The organism is bacterium, assembly GCA_024226335.1.
Classification (GTDB): Bacteria; Myxococcota_A; UBA9160; order SZUA-336; family SZUA-336; genus JAAELY01.
Genome location: JAAELY010000341.1, coordinates 16,175 through 33,646 on the forward strand (window position 1 = coordinate 16,175; position 17,472 = coordinate 33,646).

18 protein-coding genes are annotated in these 17,472 nt (G+C 62.4%); 13 read left to right on the forward strand and 5 right to left on the reverse strand.

Going from position 1 to position 17,472, the window contains the following annotated elements; all coding sequences use genetic code 11:
• The first annotated feature begins 5 nt into the window (after positions 1-5).
• The 11 genes from GY725_17700 to GY725_17750 all read left to right on the forward strand — a co-directional run bounded on the left by GY725_17700 (position 6) and on the right by GY725_17750 (position 10,355).
• A complete protein-coding gene (locus GY725_17700) occupies positions 6-416 on the forward strand; it encodes a glyoxalase (protein MCP4006024.1) in 411 nt (136 codons plus the stop codon).
• Positions 417-623: 207 nt separating this feature from the next.
• Positions 624-1,022, forward strand: a complete 399-nt coding sequence (locus tag GY725_17705; GenBank protein MCP4006025.1) for a hypothetical protein — start codon at positions 624-626, stop codon at positions 1,020-1,022.
• The gene (locus GY725_17710; protein MCP4006026.1) at positions 1,019-1,396 is read left to right on the forward strand and encodes a hypothetical protein; all 378 of its coding nucleotides are present in this window, start codon (positions 1,019-1,021) and stop codon (positions 1,394-1,396) included. Before GY725_17705 ends, GY725_17710 begins: the two co-directional genes overlap by 4 nt.
• 20 nt (positions 1,397-1,416) lie before the next feature.
• A complete protein-coding gene (locus GY725_17715; protein ID MCP4006027.1) occupies positions 1,417-2,634 on the forward strand; it encodes a hypothetical protein in 1,218 nt (405 codons plus the stop codon).
• On the forward strand, positions 2,631-3,122 hold the full coding sequence (locus GY725_17720) for a hypothetical protein (protein ID MCP4006028.1): 492 nt from the start codon (positions 2,631-2,633) through the stop codon (positions 3,120-3,122). Before GY725_17715 ends, GY725_17720 begins: the two co-directional genes overlap by 4 nt.
• Positions 3,122-3,802 (forward strand): hypothetical protein, encoded by a 681-nt coding sequence (locus tag GY725_17725; protein ID MCP4006029.1) that lies wholly within the window; start codon positions 3,122-3,124, stop codon positions 3,800-3,802. Before GY725_17720 ends, GY725_17725 begins: the two co-directional genes overlap by 1 nt.
• Positions 3,799-6,087 carry an MMPL family transporter gene (locus GY725_17730; protein MCP4006030.1) on the forward strand — a complete coding sequence of 763 codons (2,289 nt, stop codon included), beginning with the start codon at positions 3,799-3,801 and terminating at the stop codon, positions 6,085-6,087. Before GY725_17725 ends, GY725_17730 begins: the two co-directional genes overlap by 4 nt.
• Positions 6,084-7,412 carry a phenylacetate--CoA ligase family protein gene (locus GY725_17735; GenBank protein MCP4006031.1) on the forward strand — a complete coding sequence of 443 codons (1,329 nt, stop codon included), beginning with the start codon at positions 6,084-6,086 and terminating at the stop codon, positions 7,410-7,412. The genes GY725_17730 and GY725_17735 overlap by 4 nt, the downstream gene beginning before the upstream one ends.
• Positions 7,409-8,392 (forward strand): methyltransferase domain-containing protein, encoded by a 984-nt coding sequence (locus GY725_17740; protein MCP4006032.1) that lies wholly within the window; start codon positions 7,409-7,411, stop codon positions 8,390-8,392. The genes GY725_17735 and GY725_17740 overlap by 4 nt, the downstream gene beginning before the upstream one ends.
• Complete coding sequence (locus tag GY725_17745; GenBank protein MCP4006033.1) at positions 8,389-9,399, forward strand: hypothetical protein; 1,011 nt, start codon at positions 8,389-8,391, stop codon at positions 9,397-9,399. The genes GY725_17740 and GY725_17745 overlap by 4 nt, the downstream gene beginning before the upstream one ends.
• 68 nt (positions 9,400-9,467) lie before the next feature.
• On the forward strand, positions 9,468-10,355 hold the full coding sequence (locus tag GY725_17750) for a hypothetical protein (protein MCP4006034.1): 888 nt from the start codon (positions 9,468-9,470) through the stop codon (positions 10,353-10,355).
• 18 nt (positions 10,356-10,373) lie between these two features.
• Here GY725_17750 and GY725_17755 read toward each other — a convergent pair whose 3' ends face one another.
• Positions 10,374-11,405, reverse strand: a complete 1,032-nt coding sequence (locus tag GY725_17755) for an aldo/keto reductase (GenBank protein ID MCP4006035.1) — start codon at positions 11,403-11,405, stop codon at positions 10,374-10,376.
• A gap of 108 nt (positions 11,406-11,513) precedes the next feature.
• Positions 11,514-12,461, reverse strand: a complete 948-nt coding sequence (locus GY725_17760; protein ID MCP4006036.1) for a TIGR03619 family F420-dependent LLM class oxidoreductase — start codon at positions 12,459-12,461, stop codon at positions 11,514-11,516.
• 53 nt (positions 12,462-12,514) lie between these two features.
• Between GY725_17760 and GY725_17765 the strand changes: the two genes are divergently transcribed.
• On the forward strand, positions 12,515-14,914 hold the full coding sequence (locus GY725_17765; protein MCP4006037.1) for a heavy metal translocating P-type ATPase: 2,400 nt from the start codon (positions 12,515-12,517) through the stop codon (positions 14,912-14,914).
• Between the two features lie 49 nt (positions 14,915-14,963).
• Entirely contained in the window at positions 14,964-15,938 is a 975-nt protein-coding gene (locus GY725_17770) for an NADPH:quinone oxidoreductase family protein (GenBank protein ID MCP4006038.1), read from the forward strand.
• Between the two features lie 27 nt (positions 15,939-15,965).
• Here GY725_17770 and GY725_17775 read toward each other — a convergent pair whose 3' ends face one another.
• The 3 genes from GY725_17775 to GY725_17785 form a co-directional block, all read right to left on the reverse strand.
• Positions 15,966-16,841, reverse strand: coding sequence for a fumarylacetoacetate hydrolase family protein (locus tag GY725_17775; protein ID MCP4006039.1), 876 nt, complete (start codon positions 16,839-16,841; stop codon positions 15,966-15,968).
• 149 nt (positions 16,842-16,990) lie between these two features.
• Positions 16,991-17,194, reverse strand: a complete 204-nt coding sequence (locus GY725_17780) for a hypothetical protein (protein MCP4006040.1) — start codon at positions 17,192-17,194, stop codon at positions 16,991-16,993.
• Between the two features lie 91 nt (positions 17,195-17,285).
• Complete coding sequence (locus GY725_17785; protein ID MCP4006041.1) at positions 17,286-17,462, reverse strand: hypothetical protein; 177 nt, start codon at positions 17,460-17,462, stop codon at positions 17,286-17,288.
• Positions 17,463-17,472 lie beyond the last annotated feature (10 nt).

The window sequence follows — 17,472 nt, forward strand, 5'->3', positions numbered from 1 at the left end:
ACATCTTGATCGCATCGGCTCCATCTGAAGCGAAGTTCGAACTCTTCGTAAACGATCCAATTACCTCGATCGAGTTCTACGAGGCGGCGGGTTTCGAAATCGTCGAAGCCAAGTCCGACGGCTACACGACCCTTCGCACGGGACCGATCGTGATCTCTCTTTCGCCGCTCTCTACCTGGATTCCCTTGCGCTGGCTGTCCGTACTTCGGGGACCGCCACTGGGCACCGAGATCGTGCTCTACGCCGATCGACTCGAAGATACGCAACGGCGCCTGACCGAAGCCGGATTCAAGCCCACTCCAGTCGTGCTTCAAGAATGGGGCCTGCGCGACTTTCGGGTTCGAGATCCGGAGGGCTACTACATCCGCTTCACGGAAGGGCGCGCCGCGACGCTGGCGCCGACTGGCTCCGAATAGCCGGGAGCCTGCGAAATCCCCCGGATTCCGCGCTCCGAACGATGAACCTGCCGCTTGCTGAGCGCCTGAAACCGGGCCGCCCAGCGGAGCTTCATCTCCCCTTCATATTCGCTTAACCGCGCTCTCATCCACCGCCCCGATGATGTCATCAGGTGAGCCCGATGCACCCGGTGGACGATCCGTCGGAGAGAACTTGTGGGAGAGCAGATGCGCGCGACCAAATTCAGATTTCTGGCACTTGCAGCCGTCGCGGTCTTTGCGTCGGGCTGCTTCTCGGTGCGACACAGCTACAACGGCGACAAGATCCTGACCACGGACGGGAGCATACCGGGGGTCACGCTACGACCCGCCGGGCACTTTGAAGCTCACGATCGACAGTTCTTCTGGCTTCACGGCGGCATTCCGGTGGGGGAAAACCTCAACGGCGCAGCACTGGCTGCAAAAGCGGCCGGAGAACACGATGGCGTCGTCAATCTGAAACTCTCGGATGGTCAAGACTTTACGGACATGGCGATCTCCCACGTAGCCTGCGTGCTCACTCTTCTATGTGGGACCTGGTCGGTGTGGGTCGAAGGCGATGTGGTCGACCTGGAGGACGGGCGATGAAGACGGCAAGCTTCAGAATTGCACTCGGACTCGCGATCGCCGGGTTGTGCAGCGGTTGTATGTTCAAGGTGAGCCACGAGTTGCCGCCGAAGACCTACTTCGGCAAGCTTCCCAACGCTCCTGCAGCCACGGAGCAGAAGTTCGAACGCCAGGGTCACAAGAACTGGTGGCTCGCGGGCCTGGTGCCGTACTCGGACTGGGGCACTCGGGATCTACTCGCATCAAGTAGCGGCGTACAGCGCATCGAGGATCTGGAGATCGAAACGACGTTCGACACGTTCGATACGATCGTGTGGGTGATTCCGGGTTTTGCCTACGGGTATTACCTCTGGGCACCACGCTCGATCAAGGTCAAAGGTGTCGAGGTCCGGTGACGAGGTGCTTCGAGATGACGATGGCGCGTTTGCTGGCGGTGCTCTTGTTCCTGCTACCGCTTGGCGCATTCGCAGGGGCGCTCGAGCGCGTCGACCTGCACGCGAGCAAGATCGAGGGCTGTAAAGGACTCCCCCTTCCGAGTACAGATCGCTCGTTGCGCATCTCTGGAAGCCGCGCGGTCGATGTAGACGCCCGCTACTGGGTTCTCGATCGCCCGGCAGCTTTTGAAAACGGTGTGGCCGTCACGCGTTATCGCGTAGGCGAGGGCCTGCTGCGGATCGAATCTCGACTCGCTTCGGATTTCACGCAGGAAGTCGTGTCGATCCGTGTGGAGCGAACGATCGAGCCATCATATCTGGCGATCTATCTGGCCGGAGTCACGCTGCCGTGCGAGCGACAAACGCGTTACTCGGTGAAGCGGGGCAAGGACACCGACGGCGACATCGAGCAGCTCGCCGAGTTCGACCGGAACCTGCACCAGGCCGAGGAGCTCGGGTACGATCGGCTTTTCAGCGAGGCCGAAGCCCTGCTGCGCCGCGCGATTGAGTTACGTCCCGACGACTCCGCTGCGCATTGGATGATGTCGCGCCTGAGTTATCTGCACCTGGAAGCGCGCGCGAGTGAGTTGCCGAGTTCTCAACGCGTTCAAGGCTACGAAGAGGCGGAGGTCTGGGCCGACCAGGCGGTCGCCCGCGCTCCCCTGAAAGCCGAGGGGTATCTCTGGCAGGGAGTCGCGCGCGGGCGCATCGCGACCAGCCTGGGCAATATTCGAATCGCTCTCCAGGGAGCCTTCGGAGGCCGGGGACCCAAGTGGCTGGAACAGACGCTGGCCAGGGCGGCTTCGCTGCAGGACGACTATCGCTTCTTTGGCTTCTCGACGCGCGCGGACGCACTGTACGCCCTGGCACAGTTCTACCGGCTCGCCCCGGACGCCTGGTATATGAGCGTCGTCGGAACGCGTGGCGACCTGGATCGTTCCATCGAACTCCTCGAGCAGGCCGTGGAGATCCAGCCGGTGCGAATCGAGTACCGCAAGGAACTGGCCGTCGGATTGCTGTGTCGCGGTAGCAGCGACGATATCGCTGCGGCGCGGTCACAACTCGAAGCGATCCTGCGGCTTCCCGCGATCAGCGCGATCGACGGCATCGACCACGCGCACGCGCGAGCCATGCTCGGCGAAAGCCCACAGAACATCTGCTGGTACTCGCGGGATGGCTTCCAGAAAGCGGACTCGTGAGGCGCGTCGCAAAGTTCTCGCTGCTGATCTGCATCATGGCCTTTGCCGTGAATCCGGCATTCTCGCAGGAACCGAAATCGGACAAGGGCCGCGTCTGGCAGATCAACGGTATTCGACTCGAACAAGACCAGATCGAACGACTGGCTCTCGACATGGCCGAGCGCACCGTAAAGGCCGTCGAGGAGAAGGTCGAGGGAATCGCCCTGGAAGACAGCCAGCGGAGCGCAATGCGCAAAGCCTACCGCAAGGTCTCACTGGACGTTTACGACGAAGTCGTGCGTGTCGTGAGTGAAGAAGCGACGAGTAATGCGCAGAAGGAGACGCGGGTACGCGAACTCATACTCGCCGGGCAGAAGCGCAGTCACGCGCTCCTGGTCGAAGTTCTCGACGATCGTCAGATGCGTCTGTACTCGAAGTGGGAGGACCAACAGGTGGAAGCATTCCAGAGCAAACGCTGGGAAAATCGACGCCGGCGGAGACGGCGCTGATGCTCCGCACGACACTCCTGCTAACACTCCTCCTGCTCGCGCCCAGCTCCGCTCACGCCGACGGATCGAACTCCGGAACATTGGACTCCGGAACATTAGACTGGGAGGTGCAAGAAGATCCCGCGGGGCCCGGTCTGACCTGGCTTCGCGGAGCGCGCGATGGAGTACTCGGACTCTTCGACACAGTCACCGACCTGCAGCTCAGCCTGTTCTCGGAGACGTCACTGCTTTTGGGTACGGTGGTCATGGCCGCTTCCGACACTGTAGGAGTCGTGGATGACAACCCGGTCACCCAATACGTCTTCAAGGCCGTAGCCAGCAAGTCGCTGGCCAAGACCGCCTACCTGCTGAATCTCGCCGGGAGCGAGGCCATTCTGGGAAGCCACGGATTGGAGAAGGAGTGGTACATCGAGGCGGCTCTGACCGAACTCAACCCGCTGCTCGGCGGCGATCCGGTAGGTCCAGCCATTCTGTTGGACCCACTCGACTTCTTCGATGACCGCATGGTGCACACTGCGGTGTACCGCTCTCGTATCCCAGGGACGGTGGCCCTCGCCTCGCTCGGAGCCGACGGTCTGCTGCGACCGCTGAGTTGCCTGGCGCGCATCGCCGGTCTACACAAACCTGCGGATGCGCTGCAGGCCAGCGCGACGGCCTTGATGCGCCGGGCCATCGATTGAGGAACTTCTCGAGCGCCGTCGAGCGTCTGGTTTCCGCTAGCGGAGCACTCTTGCTCGGTGCTGCGCTCCTGCTCACGCTGGGGCTCGGAATCGGATACGCGCAACTCGGCTGGACCAACGATCCCGAGGTCATCACTCTGGAAGGCTCGGATGATCTGGACTTCTACCGGGGCTTCGTCGAGCGCTGGGGCAGCGATGAACTGATCGTACTGGCCTACCCGGTCGAAAATGCTTTTGCACCGGCACGCCTGAAACAACTGCGCTCGCTGACCGATGCGCTGCTCGACCTGGATTCGGTCCGCTGGGTTGCATCCCTGGACACGGCATTCCAGATCGATACTGGCCCCTTCGGACCCTATGCGCGCCCACTGGTACCCGACGATGTCGAGTCCGCCGCCAGCCTGCGTGCGGAAGCACTTTCCAGCCCCTTCGTTCGCGATGCGCTGGTCTCGGCCGACGGTCGCGCATTGCTTCTGGCCGTCCAGCTGGCAGGTGCAGACCTGGACAACTCGGAGATCGAACGTTCGGTACTCGCCGGAATCGATCGAGTTCTAGAAGATCCCGAGTTCGCCGATCTACAGGTACACCGGGCAGGCTCTCCGGTATTCAATCGCGCGCTGACCGAACTCAACCAGCGGGACAATGCGCTTTTCACCCCGCTCGCGCTGGTGATCATCGCCCTCCTGCTCTCGGCGCTTTTCCGCAGTGTGCTGCCGACGGCCCTGGCACTTGGCGTCGTAGGGATGAGTCTGGTCTGGACTCTGGGCGTCATGGGCTGGCTGGGCGTTTCGATGAACATCACGACATCGTTGCTCCCTCCACTTCTGATGGTGATCGCCGTGGCCGACGCCGTACACATCATCGCCGCCTACATCGAAAGGCTGGGCGAAGGCGACTCCCGCGCCCAGGCCCTGCACTGGACGCTTTTCGAAGTCGCACCCGCATGCTTCTGGACCTCGCTGACGACGGCACTCGGCTTCGCGTCGCTCCTGCTCGTACGCATCGAAAGCGTGCGCGTGTTCGGAGTATTCGCCGTGCTCGGCGTCTGGATGGCCTTCGCAGTTGCGGTCATCGTGCTTCCGGCGGCGCTGATTCGTCTGCCTCTGGAGGGCGCGGCGCGACGACGTGCAGAGCTTCCCGTACTGCGCAGACTGGCCGGACTAGCATCGCGGCCGTGGACGGCGATCGTCGTGCTGGTTGTCGCACTGATCATCGGAGCGATCGGTGCTCCGAGAATCGAGGTCGCAACGCACGATGGCGAGTTCTTCCAAGCCTCCCACCCCGTAAACCTGGCCTATCGTTTCATCGAATCGAAGCTGCAAGGCGTGACTCCGCTGGAAATCGAGATTCGCGCACCGGAACCCGGAGCATTGCGAAGTCCGGCGGCGCTGCGCGGAATTCAGCACCTGCAAGCCCATCTTCAGGGACGTGAAGAGCTGACCGCGGGTACTTCGATCATCGATCTGATCCTGAGCACCTCCCCGGGAATCGATCTGGCGGACGACGCGGCCCTGGAACGCGCGCTCTTCCTGCTTCAGACGATCGCTCCTGAGGAAGTCGAACGCTTCCTGCACGAGGACGCAACGCTGGGCCGGATCAGTTCACGAGCAATGGCCATGACGTCGGCACAGAGTGAAGCTTTGATCGAAGGGCTGGAATCCCGGGCGGCCGAACTCTTCGACGCGGACTGGCAAGTGCGCTTCACCGGGCTGGTTCCGGTGTTTTCGCAGATGGAGCAATATCTGGTCGAAGGTCAGTTGCGCAGCTATCTGTTCGCGATCTTCGGCATCGGAGTCGCACTCTGGGTGATCTTCCGCTCGCTCTTCCTGGCCGTGCTCGCACTGGTAGCCAATCTGGTGCCGATCGGCATTGCGGCCGGCGTCATGGGCCTGGCCGAGATGCGCCTCGACGTGGCGACGATCATGGTCGCGTCGGTCGCGCTGGGCATCATCGTCGACGATACGATCCACGTGCTCCACGCTTTTAATCGCGCGCTCGCACAGGGACTGGAGGTCGAACCTGCGGTATCCCGGGCACTCGAAGTCGCTGGACGGCCGGTACTGCTCACGTCGCTGATTCTGGTCTGCGGATTTGCGGCGCTCGGGCTTTCGGATTTCCAGCCGACCGGGCATTTCGGGCTTCTGGTCAGCATCGCGGTAGCGGGTGCGCTCGTCGCAGACCTGATTGTGCTGCCCGCAGCACTCATGCGCCTGCCAGCCCACATAACAAGTTCGATCGGAAAAGGTATTCCGGACGAGAGTCCAGACAGGAGCCTCAAGGCATGATGTATTCGAGTACGCTGGTTTCGACACTCAACAAACTTCGCCTCCTTCCGATCACAAAGCGGCGTCTGTACATGACCCCGGCGAAGCTGGAAAGCGTTCAGTTGCGCATGCTGCAACGCACGCTTTTCGACGCTTACCGTCACGTACCGCTCTACACCGAGAAGTTCGACAAGGCGCGATTTCTTCCAGATGACCTGCGGAGCCTGAGCGACTTGGCTCGTTTTCCGATCACGGAGAAAGACGAAGTCCGCGACGCGTTTCCGAACGGATGCATCCGACGGGGTACCGATCTGGCGCAATGCCGCATCCAGCAGACCTCGGGATCCTCGGGTCAATGCATGGAGATCGCACTCGATCGCAAGAGCGACGACCACCGCACCCTGTTCACCGAAAGAGTCTACCGACTGCAGGGGTTCACTTTCTGGCGGCGGGCCGCCTATCTCTTCCCCTATCCGCTTCCGCTGCAGAAGAACCTCGGCTTGTACCGCAACAAGCACATTTCGACGGAATCGCCGCCGGAACAGATCGTGGCAACACTTCGCGACTGGCGACCTCATCTGCTGGCGGCCACACCCAGCGATCTTCTCGATTTGTGCGAGAAGGTCGATGACGACATGACGCAACTGGGAATCAAGGCCATCTCGGTGCACTCCGAACCCATGTCCGCAGATGAGAAGGCGTTCGTTTCGGGGCGCTTTGGCTGTCGGATCACCACCAACTACTACTGCAACGAAGCCTGGGCAATCGGCGCAGAGTGCAAGAGCGGTTCGCTGCATCAGTTTCCGGACAGCACCGTCGTGGAAATCGTCGATGACCGCGGCCACCCGATGCCGCGCGGCCAGATCGGACACGTGCTGGTCACTTCACTACACAACTACGCGCAGCCGTTCATCCGCTACCGTCTCGGAGACATGGCCGCGTGGGATCCTTCAAATGAACCCTGTGCTTGCGGTCTGGTTCTGCCTCGCCTGCTCGCATTGGAGGGTCGTGACGATGACTACATCGAGTACCCCGACGGTCGACGCGTTCGTCCGTCCAATCTCACGGTCGCTGTGAAGAGCCCCTGCTTCGAATACCCGGGAGAACAGATCTTCCGCGACTACCGGATCACCCAGGACTCTGACAGGAGCGTGACGGTCTATCTGGTTCCCGGCCGTGACCGCGAGCACTTCGACGAGTGCGCAAAACTGGGTCGCGCAAATCTCGCAACCGTTCTCGGAGAACCTTTCAGCGTATTCCTCGAAGTCTGCGACGGCCTCGATCGAGGCACCGGCGGCAAGCGCAAGATCGTGGAACGCCTGTTTCGGCGGGAGCCAAACGGGTGACTCCCGCCGATCTGCACAGATTGAGCTTCGACTTCCGCGCGGCGCGCGCAGTGTATGCGGGCGTAGAACTCGGGATCTTCGAAGCCCTGGCAGCCGGTCCGGTCGATGTGAAGACACTGTCCGAGAGACTCCCTGCGGATCCTCGGGGACTGCGCGTTCTTCTGGACGCGCTGACGGCACTCGATCTGCTGCTGCGCAATGACGATCACTACTCCCTTGGCGACTCTGCAGCCGTCGCACTCGTTCCCGACTCCGAGGGTTATCTGGGCAACCTCTTCCTGCACGATCTCTGGCACTGGACCAGCTGGGCGGGACTGGACGCGGTGGTTCGCGATGGCGCACCGCAGCCGGATCGCCAGCACGATCGACATCTGAGTGATCCCGCGGTTCTCACCCGCTTCCTGCCCAATTTCAACCTTGCCATGGAACAGAGTGGGCGGGAATTTCTGACTCCGCTTGCAGACCTGATCGCCGACCTCGAACCCGAATCCATTCTGGATCTCGGAGGGGGTGGCGGTGTGTTGTTGCTGGAACTGTTGGAGCGTCTACCCCGGGTGCGAGCCGTACTTGTCGAGCACGGCTTTGCGCTAGAGCATGCGCGCAAGAATATCGACGCCCACCCAGAGGGGAAGCGGCTCGAACTTCTCGATCTCGACTTCGAACAGAACGAGATCCCCTCGGGCCATGACGTCATCGTCCTGTCCCGCGTGATCATGGGCTTCACAGCAGAACGGGCGGCCCTCGTACTGAAAAGAGCCGCCGAGCAGCTGGCACCGGGCGGCGCACTGGTCGTGGCCGACTTCGATTCGACCTCGCGCGTCGGTGCGCTGCTTTCCCTCGACATGCTGCTCAACACCGGTGGCGGAGTGCACGATGGTCGTCTGATCCTCGACTGGATGGGCCAGGCCGGGCTGGAAGACGAAAGCCGTGGACATCTACTGCCCTATTTCGGTTTCTGGATCGGAAGGAAGCTACCTTGAAAGCGTTCGCCATCGCACTGAGCCTGCTATTCGCGTGTTGTACCGTCTCGGCCCGGGCCGAAGCAAGCGTGTACACGCCACCGCCCTGCCTCGACATGAGCTCGGCCGCGTCAGAAGAAGACCTCCTGCGCTGCTACGCACCTGTCTGGATCGCGCCCGAAACAGAAGCCAGCTACAACCGGATTGGATCGCCGGAGCTGTACCGCGGGTGGCTCGGTGGCACAAAGGCTCGTGTAGATACGAAACGGGCCACGATGTACGGCGAGATCCGACGCGATCAGATCGGCGATTCAGCGATCCTCCAGCTCGTCTATCGGATTCACTTCGAGAAGATTCCCCTGCGCTTTTCGCGTTACTTCTTCGAAGCTCATCGCAACGCCGGACTGCTCGTGGTGGTAACGCTCGACGAACAGAGTCGCAGACCGCTCTTCCTCACCGCAGTACATTCGTGTGGTTGTTACCGATACACACTTCCGACCGACCATCTGGAACGCTCGCAGCTTCCAGAGGAGTGGCCCGACGAAATCCGAATTTTCAGTCAACATCTACCCGGAGTTCTGGCCGTAGCCGGAAAGAAGGGAGCAAGACCCGTCATATCGCTGGCTCCCACCAGCCATCGCGTGACCGATCTGGACTTCAGCAGTCAGCTTCCGGAAGGCGGCGCCGTCGAACTTCCACTGATCCCGATGGACTCCCTGCGGAATCTGCCGATCGAAGGTGATCGGGAGGGGCGCAGAGGTTCCTTCTTCTACTCGTCGGGTCCACTGCGCGGCCACGTTCGCGGTGCCTGGAATCCCATGGAGGGGCTGACACTTTTCGGGCTCCTGTCCCTCGACCCGACGGTGGGAATGGACAAGGATTTTGGCGATCCGGAAGTGACCGGAACGACGTTCTACACTTCGCTGCCTTTCTGGAAGCACCAGCGCTCGCGCCTGGATCGCTTCGATTCGATCCTGCGCGACCTCGGCTTCCGGATGAGTGCGACGGAAACGGAAATGGCAGAGTGAGGCTCGCGGAAAGACGTGCGCACAAACGACTCCGGAGTTGATATTCACGACGTGGGCTTTCTGGCTTCGTGAGATTCCTTCGACTCGCCCTCCCGTGGGCCATCGGCGTCGGCATCTTCTTCGTGCTCTTCTGGCGGATCGATGCAGCCGAAACGCTGGCCGCACTGAAGGCCGGCGATCTTCTTCGCTACGCGCCGATCGCCTGTGGCTTCATCGCCCTGTGGTTGGCGATTGACGCGTACATACTCCACTGGCTGTTCTCGCGCATCGCAGGCCCGTTGAGTTTCGTGGAGATGGTCCGAATGCGAGCCGAGACCTACCCGGTCATGGTCGTCTCGTTCGATCTGGCCAGCGCTGCACTCGTGGCCGCGATTTGTCGGCGTACCGGTTCGCCGGTGACGCGCGTCGCCGGCGGAATGCTGGTGCACTATTTGGGAGATCTGGCCGCAGTCACGGGTCTGGCCTTCACCGCGTCGGTCTTCGTCGACTCTCCGCTCATCGCTGGACTGCGACCATTGCTGGCCGTATTGTTCATAGGCTTCAGCGCCGTATTGCTGGCGGGTCGACTCGGCCGGGGCGTGCTTCGCGGGCGCCCTGTCGTCGAGTCCCTGAGCGAACTGTCCGTCTCTGAAGTCGCTCGATTGATCGGCTCGCGGGTGATCTTTCAGGCGAGCTTCGCCGGATTCGTGTGGCTGACGCTTCCGAGCTTCGGCCTCGAGGTTTCCGCACTCGACGCCGCCGCGCGTATGCCGATCGTACTCAGCATCGGTGCGCTGCCGATCACGCCAGGGGGATTGGGTACGACCCAGGCGGCGATCAGCGGATTTTTTGGCGAGTTCGGCGACCCCGCAAAGGTTCTGGCCTACGGCCTGGTCTACGGTTTCACGCTGATCGCCCTGCGCCTGCCTCTGGGTCTCGGCGTATGGCTGCTATCGGGCCGACTCGAAAGCAGATGAATCGCGCGAACAGATCGTTCAGGACATTCCGAGCGAGAGCAGGTTCTGCACCGGCTGGTACAGCTCTTCCAGATAGGTGATATCGGCTTCGTCGAGAGTGATCTCGGCGGCCGCCACCAACTGGTCGAGTTGTTCGACCTTCGACACTCCCACGACGGGCGAGGTGATCTCGGACTTGCTCAACAACCAGGCGACCGCAATCTGTGCGGGCGTGTTGCCGTACTTCGCGGCGACCTCGATGACGCGATCGGCGATATCGAAGATGTGCTCGCCGCGGTACAGACCCTGCGTGCGCGCGCGGTCGCCACCCTGAGAGCGATTGGTGCTGCCGTGGTCGAAGCCGCCTTTGTAGGCGCCCGCGAGAATTCCGCGAGCCAGGGGTGACCACGGCGTAAGCGCAACACCGGTCCTTTCACAGTACGGGTTCATCTCCCGCTCTTCTTCGCGGTAAACCAGGTTGTAGTGGTTCTGCATCGAGATGAACTTCGTCCAGGAGTTCGCCTGAGCGGTCAGCTGCAATTCAGTGAACTGCCAGGCGAACATCGAAGATGCGCCGAGGTACAACGCCTTACCGGCCTTCACGACATCGTGCAGCGCTTCCAGTGTCTCTTCGATGGGAGGCTGGGCCTGCCCGGGAACGCCGTGGGGATGACGGTGAATCACCAGGTGATCGAGATAGTCGTGCCCGAGTCGCTTCAGACTGGCGTCGACGGCCTCCATCACGTGCTTGCGAGACAGACCGCCCTGGTTCGCTCCCCGCCCCATGGGCATGGAGATCTTCGTCGCGAGCACGTACTCGTCGCGCGGGAGCAACTCTCGCAGGAGTTTCCCGACGATCTCCTCGCAGGCCCCGAGCCCGTAGAAATCGGCACAGTCGAAATAGAACAGGCCCCGCTCGATGGCTGCCTGGAAGATGGGTCGCGCGTCTTCCAGGCCCAGAGTCCAGTCACCCTGGTGGCCGCGACCGGGCTCGCCAAAGTTCATCGTGCCAAGGCATAGCTGCGACACGCGCAATCCACTGTTCTTTCCGAGTTGAACCGCCTTGAGCATGACCTTGCGCACTCCCGTCGAGGTAAGGGTTTTCCCGAGCGGCCATCATAACCCAGCGCGCCGGCCGCGCGGGACTCGGAGAATCAGTTCAGGGACAGTTCAGTCCCGTCAACCGATCCGCCTGCGGAAGGCTTCGACAATCGGCGAAAGAAAATCGCGCGCTGCGGAGAACTCCCTCGGGAGCTTCGGATGGATGCGCAGATCCGTAATGCCCGCCGCGAGCAGATCGGGCACGACCGACATCGTCTCTTCCAGGTCGATCCCTCCGGCGGCGGAGCGCACCAGCGGCAGGAAGCTCGTCACCTGAAACTTCTTCGGATCGCGACCGGCCGCCACGAGTGCTTCGCGGATGCGCGCGAGTCCCACGACTGGATCCGTCGCATCGGGCCCCCAGGGAATCCAGCCGCTGCCGAAACGCACGATGCGCCGGAGCACATTCGGGTTGAGCGTTCCGCTGATCCAAAGCGGCACACCCCCGGACTGCAGCGGTTTGGGCACACAGTGGATGTTCTCGAAACTCACTTCGTCCGAAGCGTAGCTGGCCGAGCGTTCGCGCCAGAGCGTCTGGCAGATGTCGAGAGTCCGATCCAGGCGTGCTCCGCGATGCTCCCACGGAACGCCATTGGCCTCGTACTCCTCGCGTTGCCAACCCACGCCTACGCCCAGATCGAGCCGACCTTCGGAAAGTGCGTCGAGTGTCGCGCAGGTCTTCGCCAGATTCGCGGGCCGACGCAGACCGGCGATCAGGATCCCGGTCATCAGGCGCGCGCGCGTGGTGAGCGCGGCGCACATCGAAAGGACCACCAGCGGATCGAGCCAGGAGCCATCGGGACCGGTCGGTTGTCGGCCACCCTTTAGACCGCCTAGCTTTGGATCGCCGTAGGCTTCGAGGTTCTCGCCGAGAATCACGTGGTCCGAGACGACGAGCCGATCGATACCCGCGACATCCGCGGCACGCGCCTGCTCGAGCAACGGCCTCCAGCCCCCGGCCTCGGGGTCGCTCCTGGCGAAGTTCAAAATCTGCATCGACAGCGCGGGCCTGGGCGCATCGGACATCTGGCTTTCCATTCTTCTGGTTCGAGATCCCGGGGTCGGACTGGTCGGAGAAGATGCCTCGTCCCGCCCGGCGGTGCCGCCCGTTGTCGCGAGATGATCTTGGGGATACGCTGGCATCCTGCGGGTGGCGACCTGCGAATCCGAAGCGGAGGAAAAGCGTGGCTGAAGCGGAAAAAGTCGATCCCGTCTGTGGCATGACGGTGGCTCCCGATCGCCCGCATCGCTTCGTCTTCGACGGGCAGACCTACGGATTCTGCTCAAATGGCTGTCGCGAACGCTTCGGACGCGACCCGCACGGCTACCGGGACGGTACGCACGTGGAACCCGGCGGCGAGGGCGCCGAATACTGGGGCTGCCCGATGGATCCCGAAGTTCGCGAGGACGGACCCGGCGCGTGCCCGGTCTGCGGCATGGCATTGGAACCGATCGGAGGCGTTCCACCGGAGACGAACCCCGAACTGCTCGATATGACGCGCCGTCTGTGGATCTGCGCGCTGCTCACGATCCCGCTGTTCCTACTGGCCATGTCGGAGATGGTCGGGCTTTCAGCGCTTTCCGGAGTCGTATCGGCGGGAGCCGCGAACTGGTTGCAACTCGCACTCGCGAGTCCCGTGGTGCTCTGGGGAGCGGGGCCGTTTTTCAGTCGCGGCTGGACATCGCTGGTGACGCGCAACTTCAATATGTTCACCTTGATCGCGATCGGCACCGGCGCTGCTTTCGGCTATAGCGTGATCGCGACAGGTCTACCCGGGATCTTCCCGGAGTCCTTTCGCGGCGACGGCGGGCGGGTCGCGGTCTACTTCGAAGCTGCGGCGGTCATCGTCACACTGGTTCTGCTCGGTCAGGTGATGGAGTTGCGCGCGCGAAGCCGCACCGGAGATGCGATCCGCGCGCTACTCGACCTGGCACCGAAAACAGCCCGGCGCGTAAATGAGGATGGGAGCGAGGAAGACGTTGCCCTGGATCGGGTCTTGGTGGGAGAGCGACTGCGGGTGCGACCGGGCGAGAAGCTGCCGGTCGACGGTCGGGTGGTCGAGGGATCGAGTTCCATCGACGAATCGATGGTCACGGGCGAGCCGATTCCGGTGGAAAAGAGCGTTTCCGATGCGGTGATCGGCGCCACGCTGAACGGCACGGGAACTCTGGTGATCGAAGCCGAACGGGTCGGCGCCACCACCCTGCTCGCGCGGATCGTGCAACTGGTCGCCGAGGCGCAGCGCAGTCGCGCTCCCATACAGGCTTTTGCCGACCGCGTCGCGGGATACTTCGTTCCGTCGGTCATCGCGGTTTCGCTGCTCGCATTCGCCGCCTGGGCCGTATTCGGTCCCGAACCGCGCATGGCCCACGCCTTGATCAGCTCGGTGGCGGTCCTGATCATCGCGTGTCCCTGCGCGCTCGGCCTGGCCACGCCGATGTCGATCATGGTTGCAACCGGAAGGGCCGCGAGCGCCGGCGTGTTATTCCGAAACGCCGAAGCCATCGAGCGCATGCGCGATGTCGACACCCTGGTCGTGGACAAGACCGGAACGCTCACCGAAGGCAAGCCGACGCTGGCCAGCATCACGGCGTTCGACGGGTCGAGTGAAGAGACACTCCTACAACTCGCCGCGAGTCTGGAACACGCGAGTGAACACCCGCTCGCGGCTGCGATCGTCGCCGGTGCGGCTTCCAGGGGTATCGCAGCCCAGGAGATCGAGGCGTTCGAGTCACAGACGGGAAAAGGCGTCACGGGAATGCTGCGGGGCGTGCGCGTCGCCCTGGGCAATCGCGCCCTACTCGACGAGCTCGGGATTGATCCCACACCTCTGGAAGCGCACGCCGAGAAGTTGCGCGGTTTGGGCCAGACGGTCGTGTTTGCCAGCTCCGATGCTCAACTCGTCGGAATACTCGGCGTGGCCGATCCGATCAAGGACTCGACACCCCAGGCGCTCGAAAGCCTGCGCACGGAAGGTCTGCGCATCGTCATGCTCTCGGGAGACAGCCCGCGCACGGCACAGGCCGTGGCCGACCGACTGGGCATCGACGAAGTCATCGCCGGTGTTCTTCCGGATCAGAAGTCCGCCGCCATCCGCGAACTACAAGAGTCCGGAAGGATCGTGGCGATGGCCGGCGACGGCATCAACGACGCACCGGCACTTGCGCAGGCCGACGTCGGTATCGCCATGGGAACCGGAACCGATGTCGCCATGGAAAGTGCCTCGGTCACCCTCGTAAAGGGAGATCTGCGCGGCATCGCACGCGCGCGCGAGCTTTCCCGCGCGACGATGCGCAACATCCAACAGAATCTCTTCTTCGCTTTCGTCTACAACGCCCTGGGTGTACCTGTAGCCGCGGGTGCGCTTTACCCGTTCGTGGGCCTGCTCCTCGATCCCATGCTCGCCGCCGCCGCCATGAGCTTCAGCTCGGTGTCGGTCATTACGAATGCACTGCGCCTGCGCAACACCCGTCTATAGCGGGCAGCTCGCGTGGTAGATTGTCCCATCACCGTCAGGAGAAGAACCGTTGAAAGCCGTCGTCTGTAAAGAATTCGGACCGCCCGAAAAGCTGGTCGTCGAAGAAGTGGAAGATCCCCGCCCCGGTCCCGGACAGGTCCTGATCGACATCAAGGCGGCGGCCGTTACGTTTCCCGACTGCCTGATGCTGGAGGACAAGTACCAGTTCAAGGCGACCCCGCCGTTCATTCCCGGCGGAGAAGTCGGAGGCGTGATCGCAGAGCTCGGCGAAGGCGTCGAGGGATTCTCTGTAGGCGATCGCGTGATGGGCAGTCTGAGCATGGTCGGCGGCTTCGCCGAAAGAGCCGTCGCGGCCGCCGGTGCGACGCGGCTTCTACCGGACGGCGTGGGTTTCGCAGAATCGACCGGCCTGATGTACGCCTACGGAACGGGCTACTACGGACTGAAGTACCGCGGGGACCTGCAAGCCGGTGAAACGCTCCTGGTACTGGGTGCGGGCGGAAACGTAGGTCTGGCTGCGGTCGAACTCGGCAAACTGATGGGTGCGCGGGTGATCGCGGCGGCCTCGAGCGACGAGAAACTCGAGTTGTGTCGCAATAGAGGTGCTGACGGAACGATCAACTACGCGACCGAGAATCTGAAAGAACGCACGAAGGCGCTGACCGACGGCCGGGGAGCCGATGTGGTGTACGACGCGGTCGGAGGCGACTACGCCGAGGCTGCACTGCGCGCAACCGCCTGGGGCGGACGCTTCCTGGTGATTGGCTTCACTGCGGGCATCCCGAAGATTCCGCTGAATCTGGCTCTGCTCAAGAGCTGTCAGATCGTGGGCGTGTTCCTGGGAGCGATGGTCGCGCGCGAGCCTGAAACACGCGACGCGATCATGCGCGACCTGCTCGACTTCACGGCATCGGGCAAGCTGAAACCGCACGTCTCCAGACGTTATTCGCTCGACGACGCCCACCAGTCGCTACGCGATCTACTGGATCGCAAAGCCCTGGGCAAAGTCGTCATCGAGCCCTAGCCCGGAGTTCTCACCCCGACGGATTCATCAACCAATTCGCCGCGTGTCTTCGGGCTCGTCGATCACGGGGTTTTCGATCTCGCCGATACCTTCGATTTCGATGCGTACGGCATCTCCCGACTTCAAGAGCACGGGCGGCTTCATGGCGATGCCGACTCCCGATGGCGTGCCCGTCGCGATCACGTCACCCGGCTCGAGGGTGAACGCGGTCGAGAGATGCTCGACGAGTGTGTAGCAGTCGAAAATCAGTTGTTTGGTATTGGAATCCTGACGCAACTCGCCGTTGACCCAGGTGCGAAGCGGGAGCCGATGCGGATCGCCGATCTCATCCTTGGTCACCAGCCAGGGACCGATCGGTCCGTGCGTGTCGAAGCTCTTGCCGATCGTCCAGGTGGGAATACGCAACTGCCAGTCGCGCACGGTCGCGTCGTTCACCACCAGATAACCGGCGATCACCTCGGCCGCATCGTCGCGCGAGACGTGCCGACAGCGCTTGCCGATCACCATTCCGAGTTCGCCTTCGTAGTCCAGAACCTGCGAGGCGCGCGGCAGGTGAATCGGACCCGTCGGCCCGGTGACGCAGGTCGACTGTTTGTTGAAAATCGTGGGGTGCTTGGGCGTTTCGATACCCGACTCCGCCACGTGATCGGCGTAGTTGAGTCCGACGGCCAGGAATTTGGGCGGGCGCGCGATCGGCGCTTCGAGCTTCACATCGGACAGGGCCATCCGGGAAGCGCTCGGCAATGCGGCATGGGCGGCCTGTAGCGCGGAATCGCCCGCTTCGAGAAAAGCGACCATCTCTTGGGGAAGATCGGGTGCGGCCACTGCCAGGTCGATGATCTGATCGCCTTCGACGACGCCGATGCGCGTCGAGCCTGCGTGAGTGAACGTGGCGAGCTTCATGTATGGCCTCCTGTGGTCGGCAACCGGGTTCGGTTTACTCATGCGAGTATGGCCGAGGTGCGCGCGGATGGCCAATCGAGTCGTGGCCGGCAATCCGGAAAAGGAGCTTGTACCTGCCCAGCGCCAGGAGGCGGAATACCCGCAGCCTGCTAGGCGGCGGGGTTGTTCTTCCGAACCGGTTCTTCGTCCGGACTGGCAGGGGGCTTCTTCATGCTGGCGAGCATCATCGTCCCCAGACCCAGGAGGATCTCGTCCCCCATCGGGATCATGTCGGGGATCACGAGGTCGAGCAGGAAAATGGAGCCGGTCAACAGGAACAGGGTGGGAAAGCGCAGCCCCTGGGCGTAGCGCATGAAGAACTGGATCAGCGGATTGCCGGTACTGGCCATCCGCTGAAGATACAGGGTCGCAACGCGCTCGCACAGGATGTTCTGGAGCGGAGACTCAGGTGTCCTTTTTGGACTCCGAAGCGGCGGCGACCAGCTCGCAGTCGTGCGAGAGGTGCGAGATCACGTAGATGCTCAGACAGACGGTGAAGAAGATCGTGCCTTCAAAGCCCCAGTAATAAACGGCGGGGCTGAGAATGGCTGCGAATGCCAGTTCCTTGAGGCGGGTCATCATCTGTCCAGCT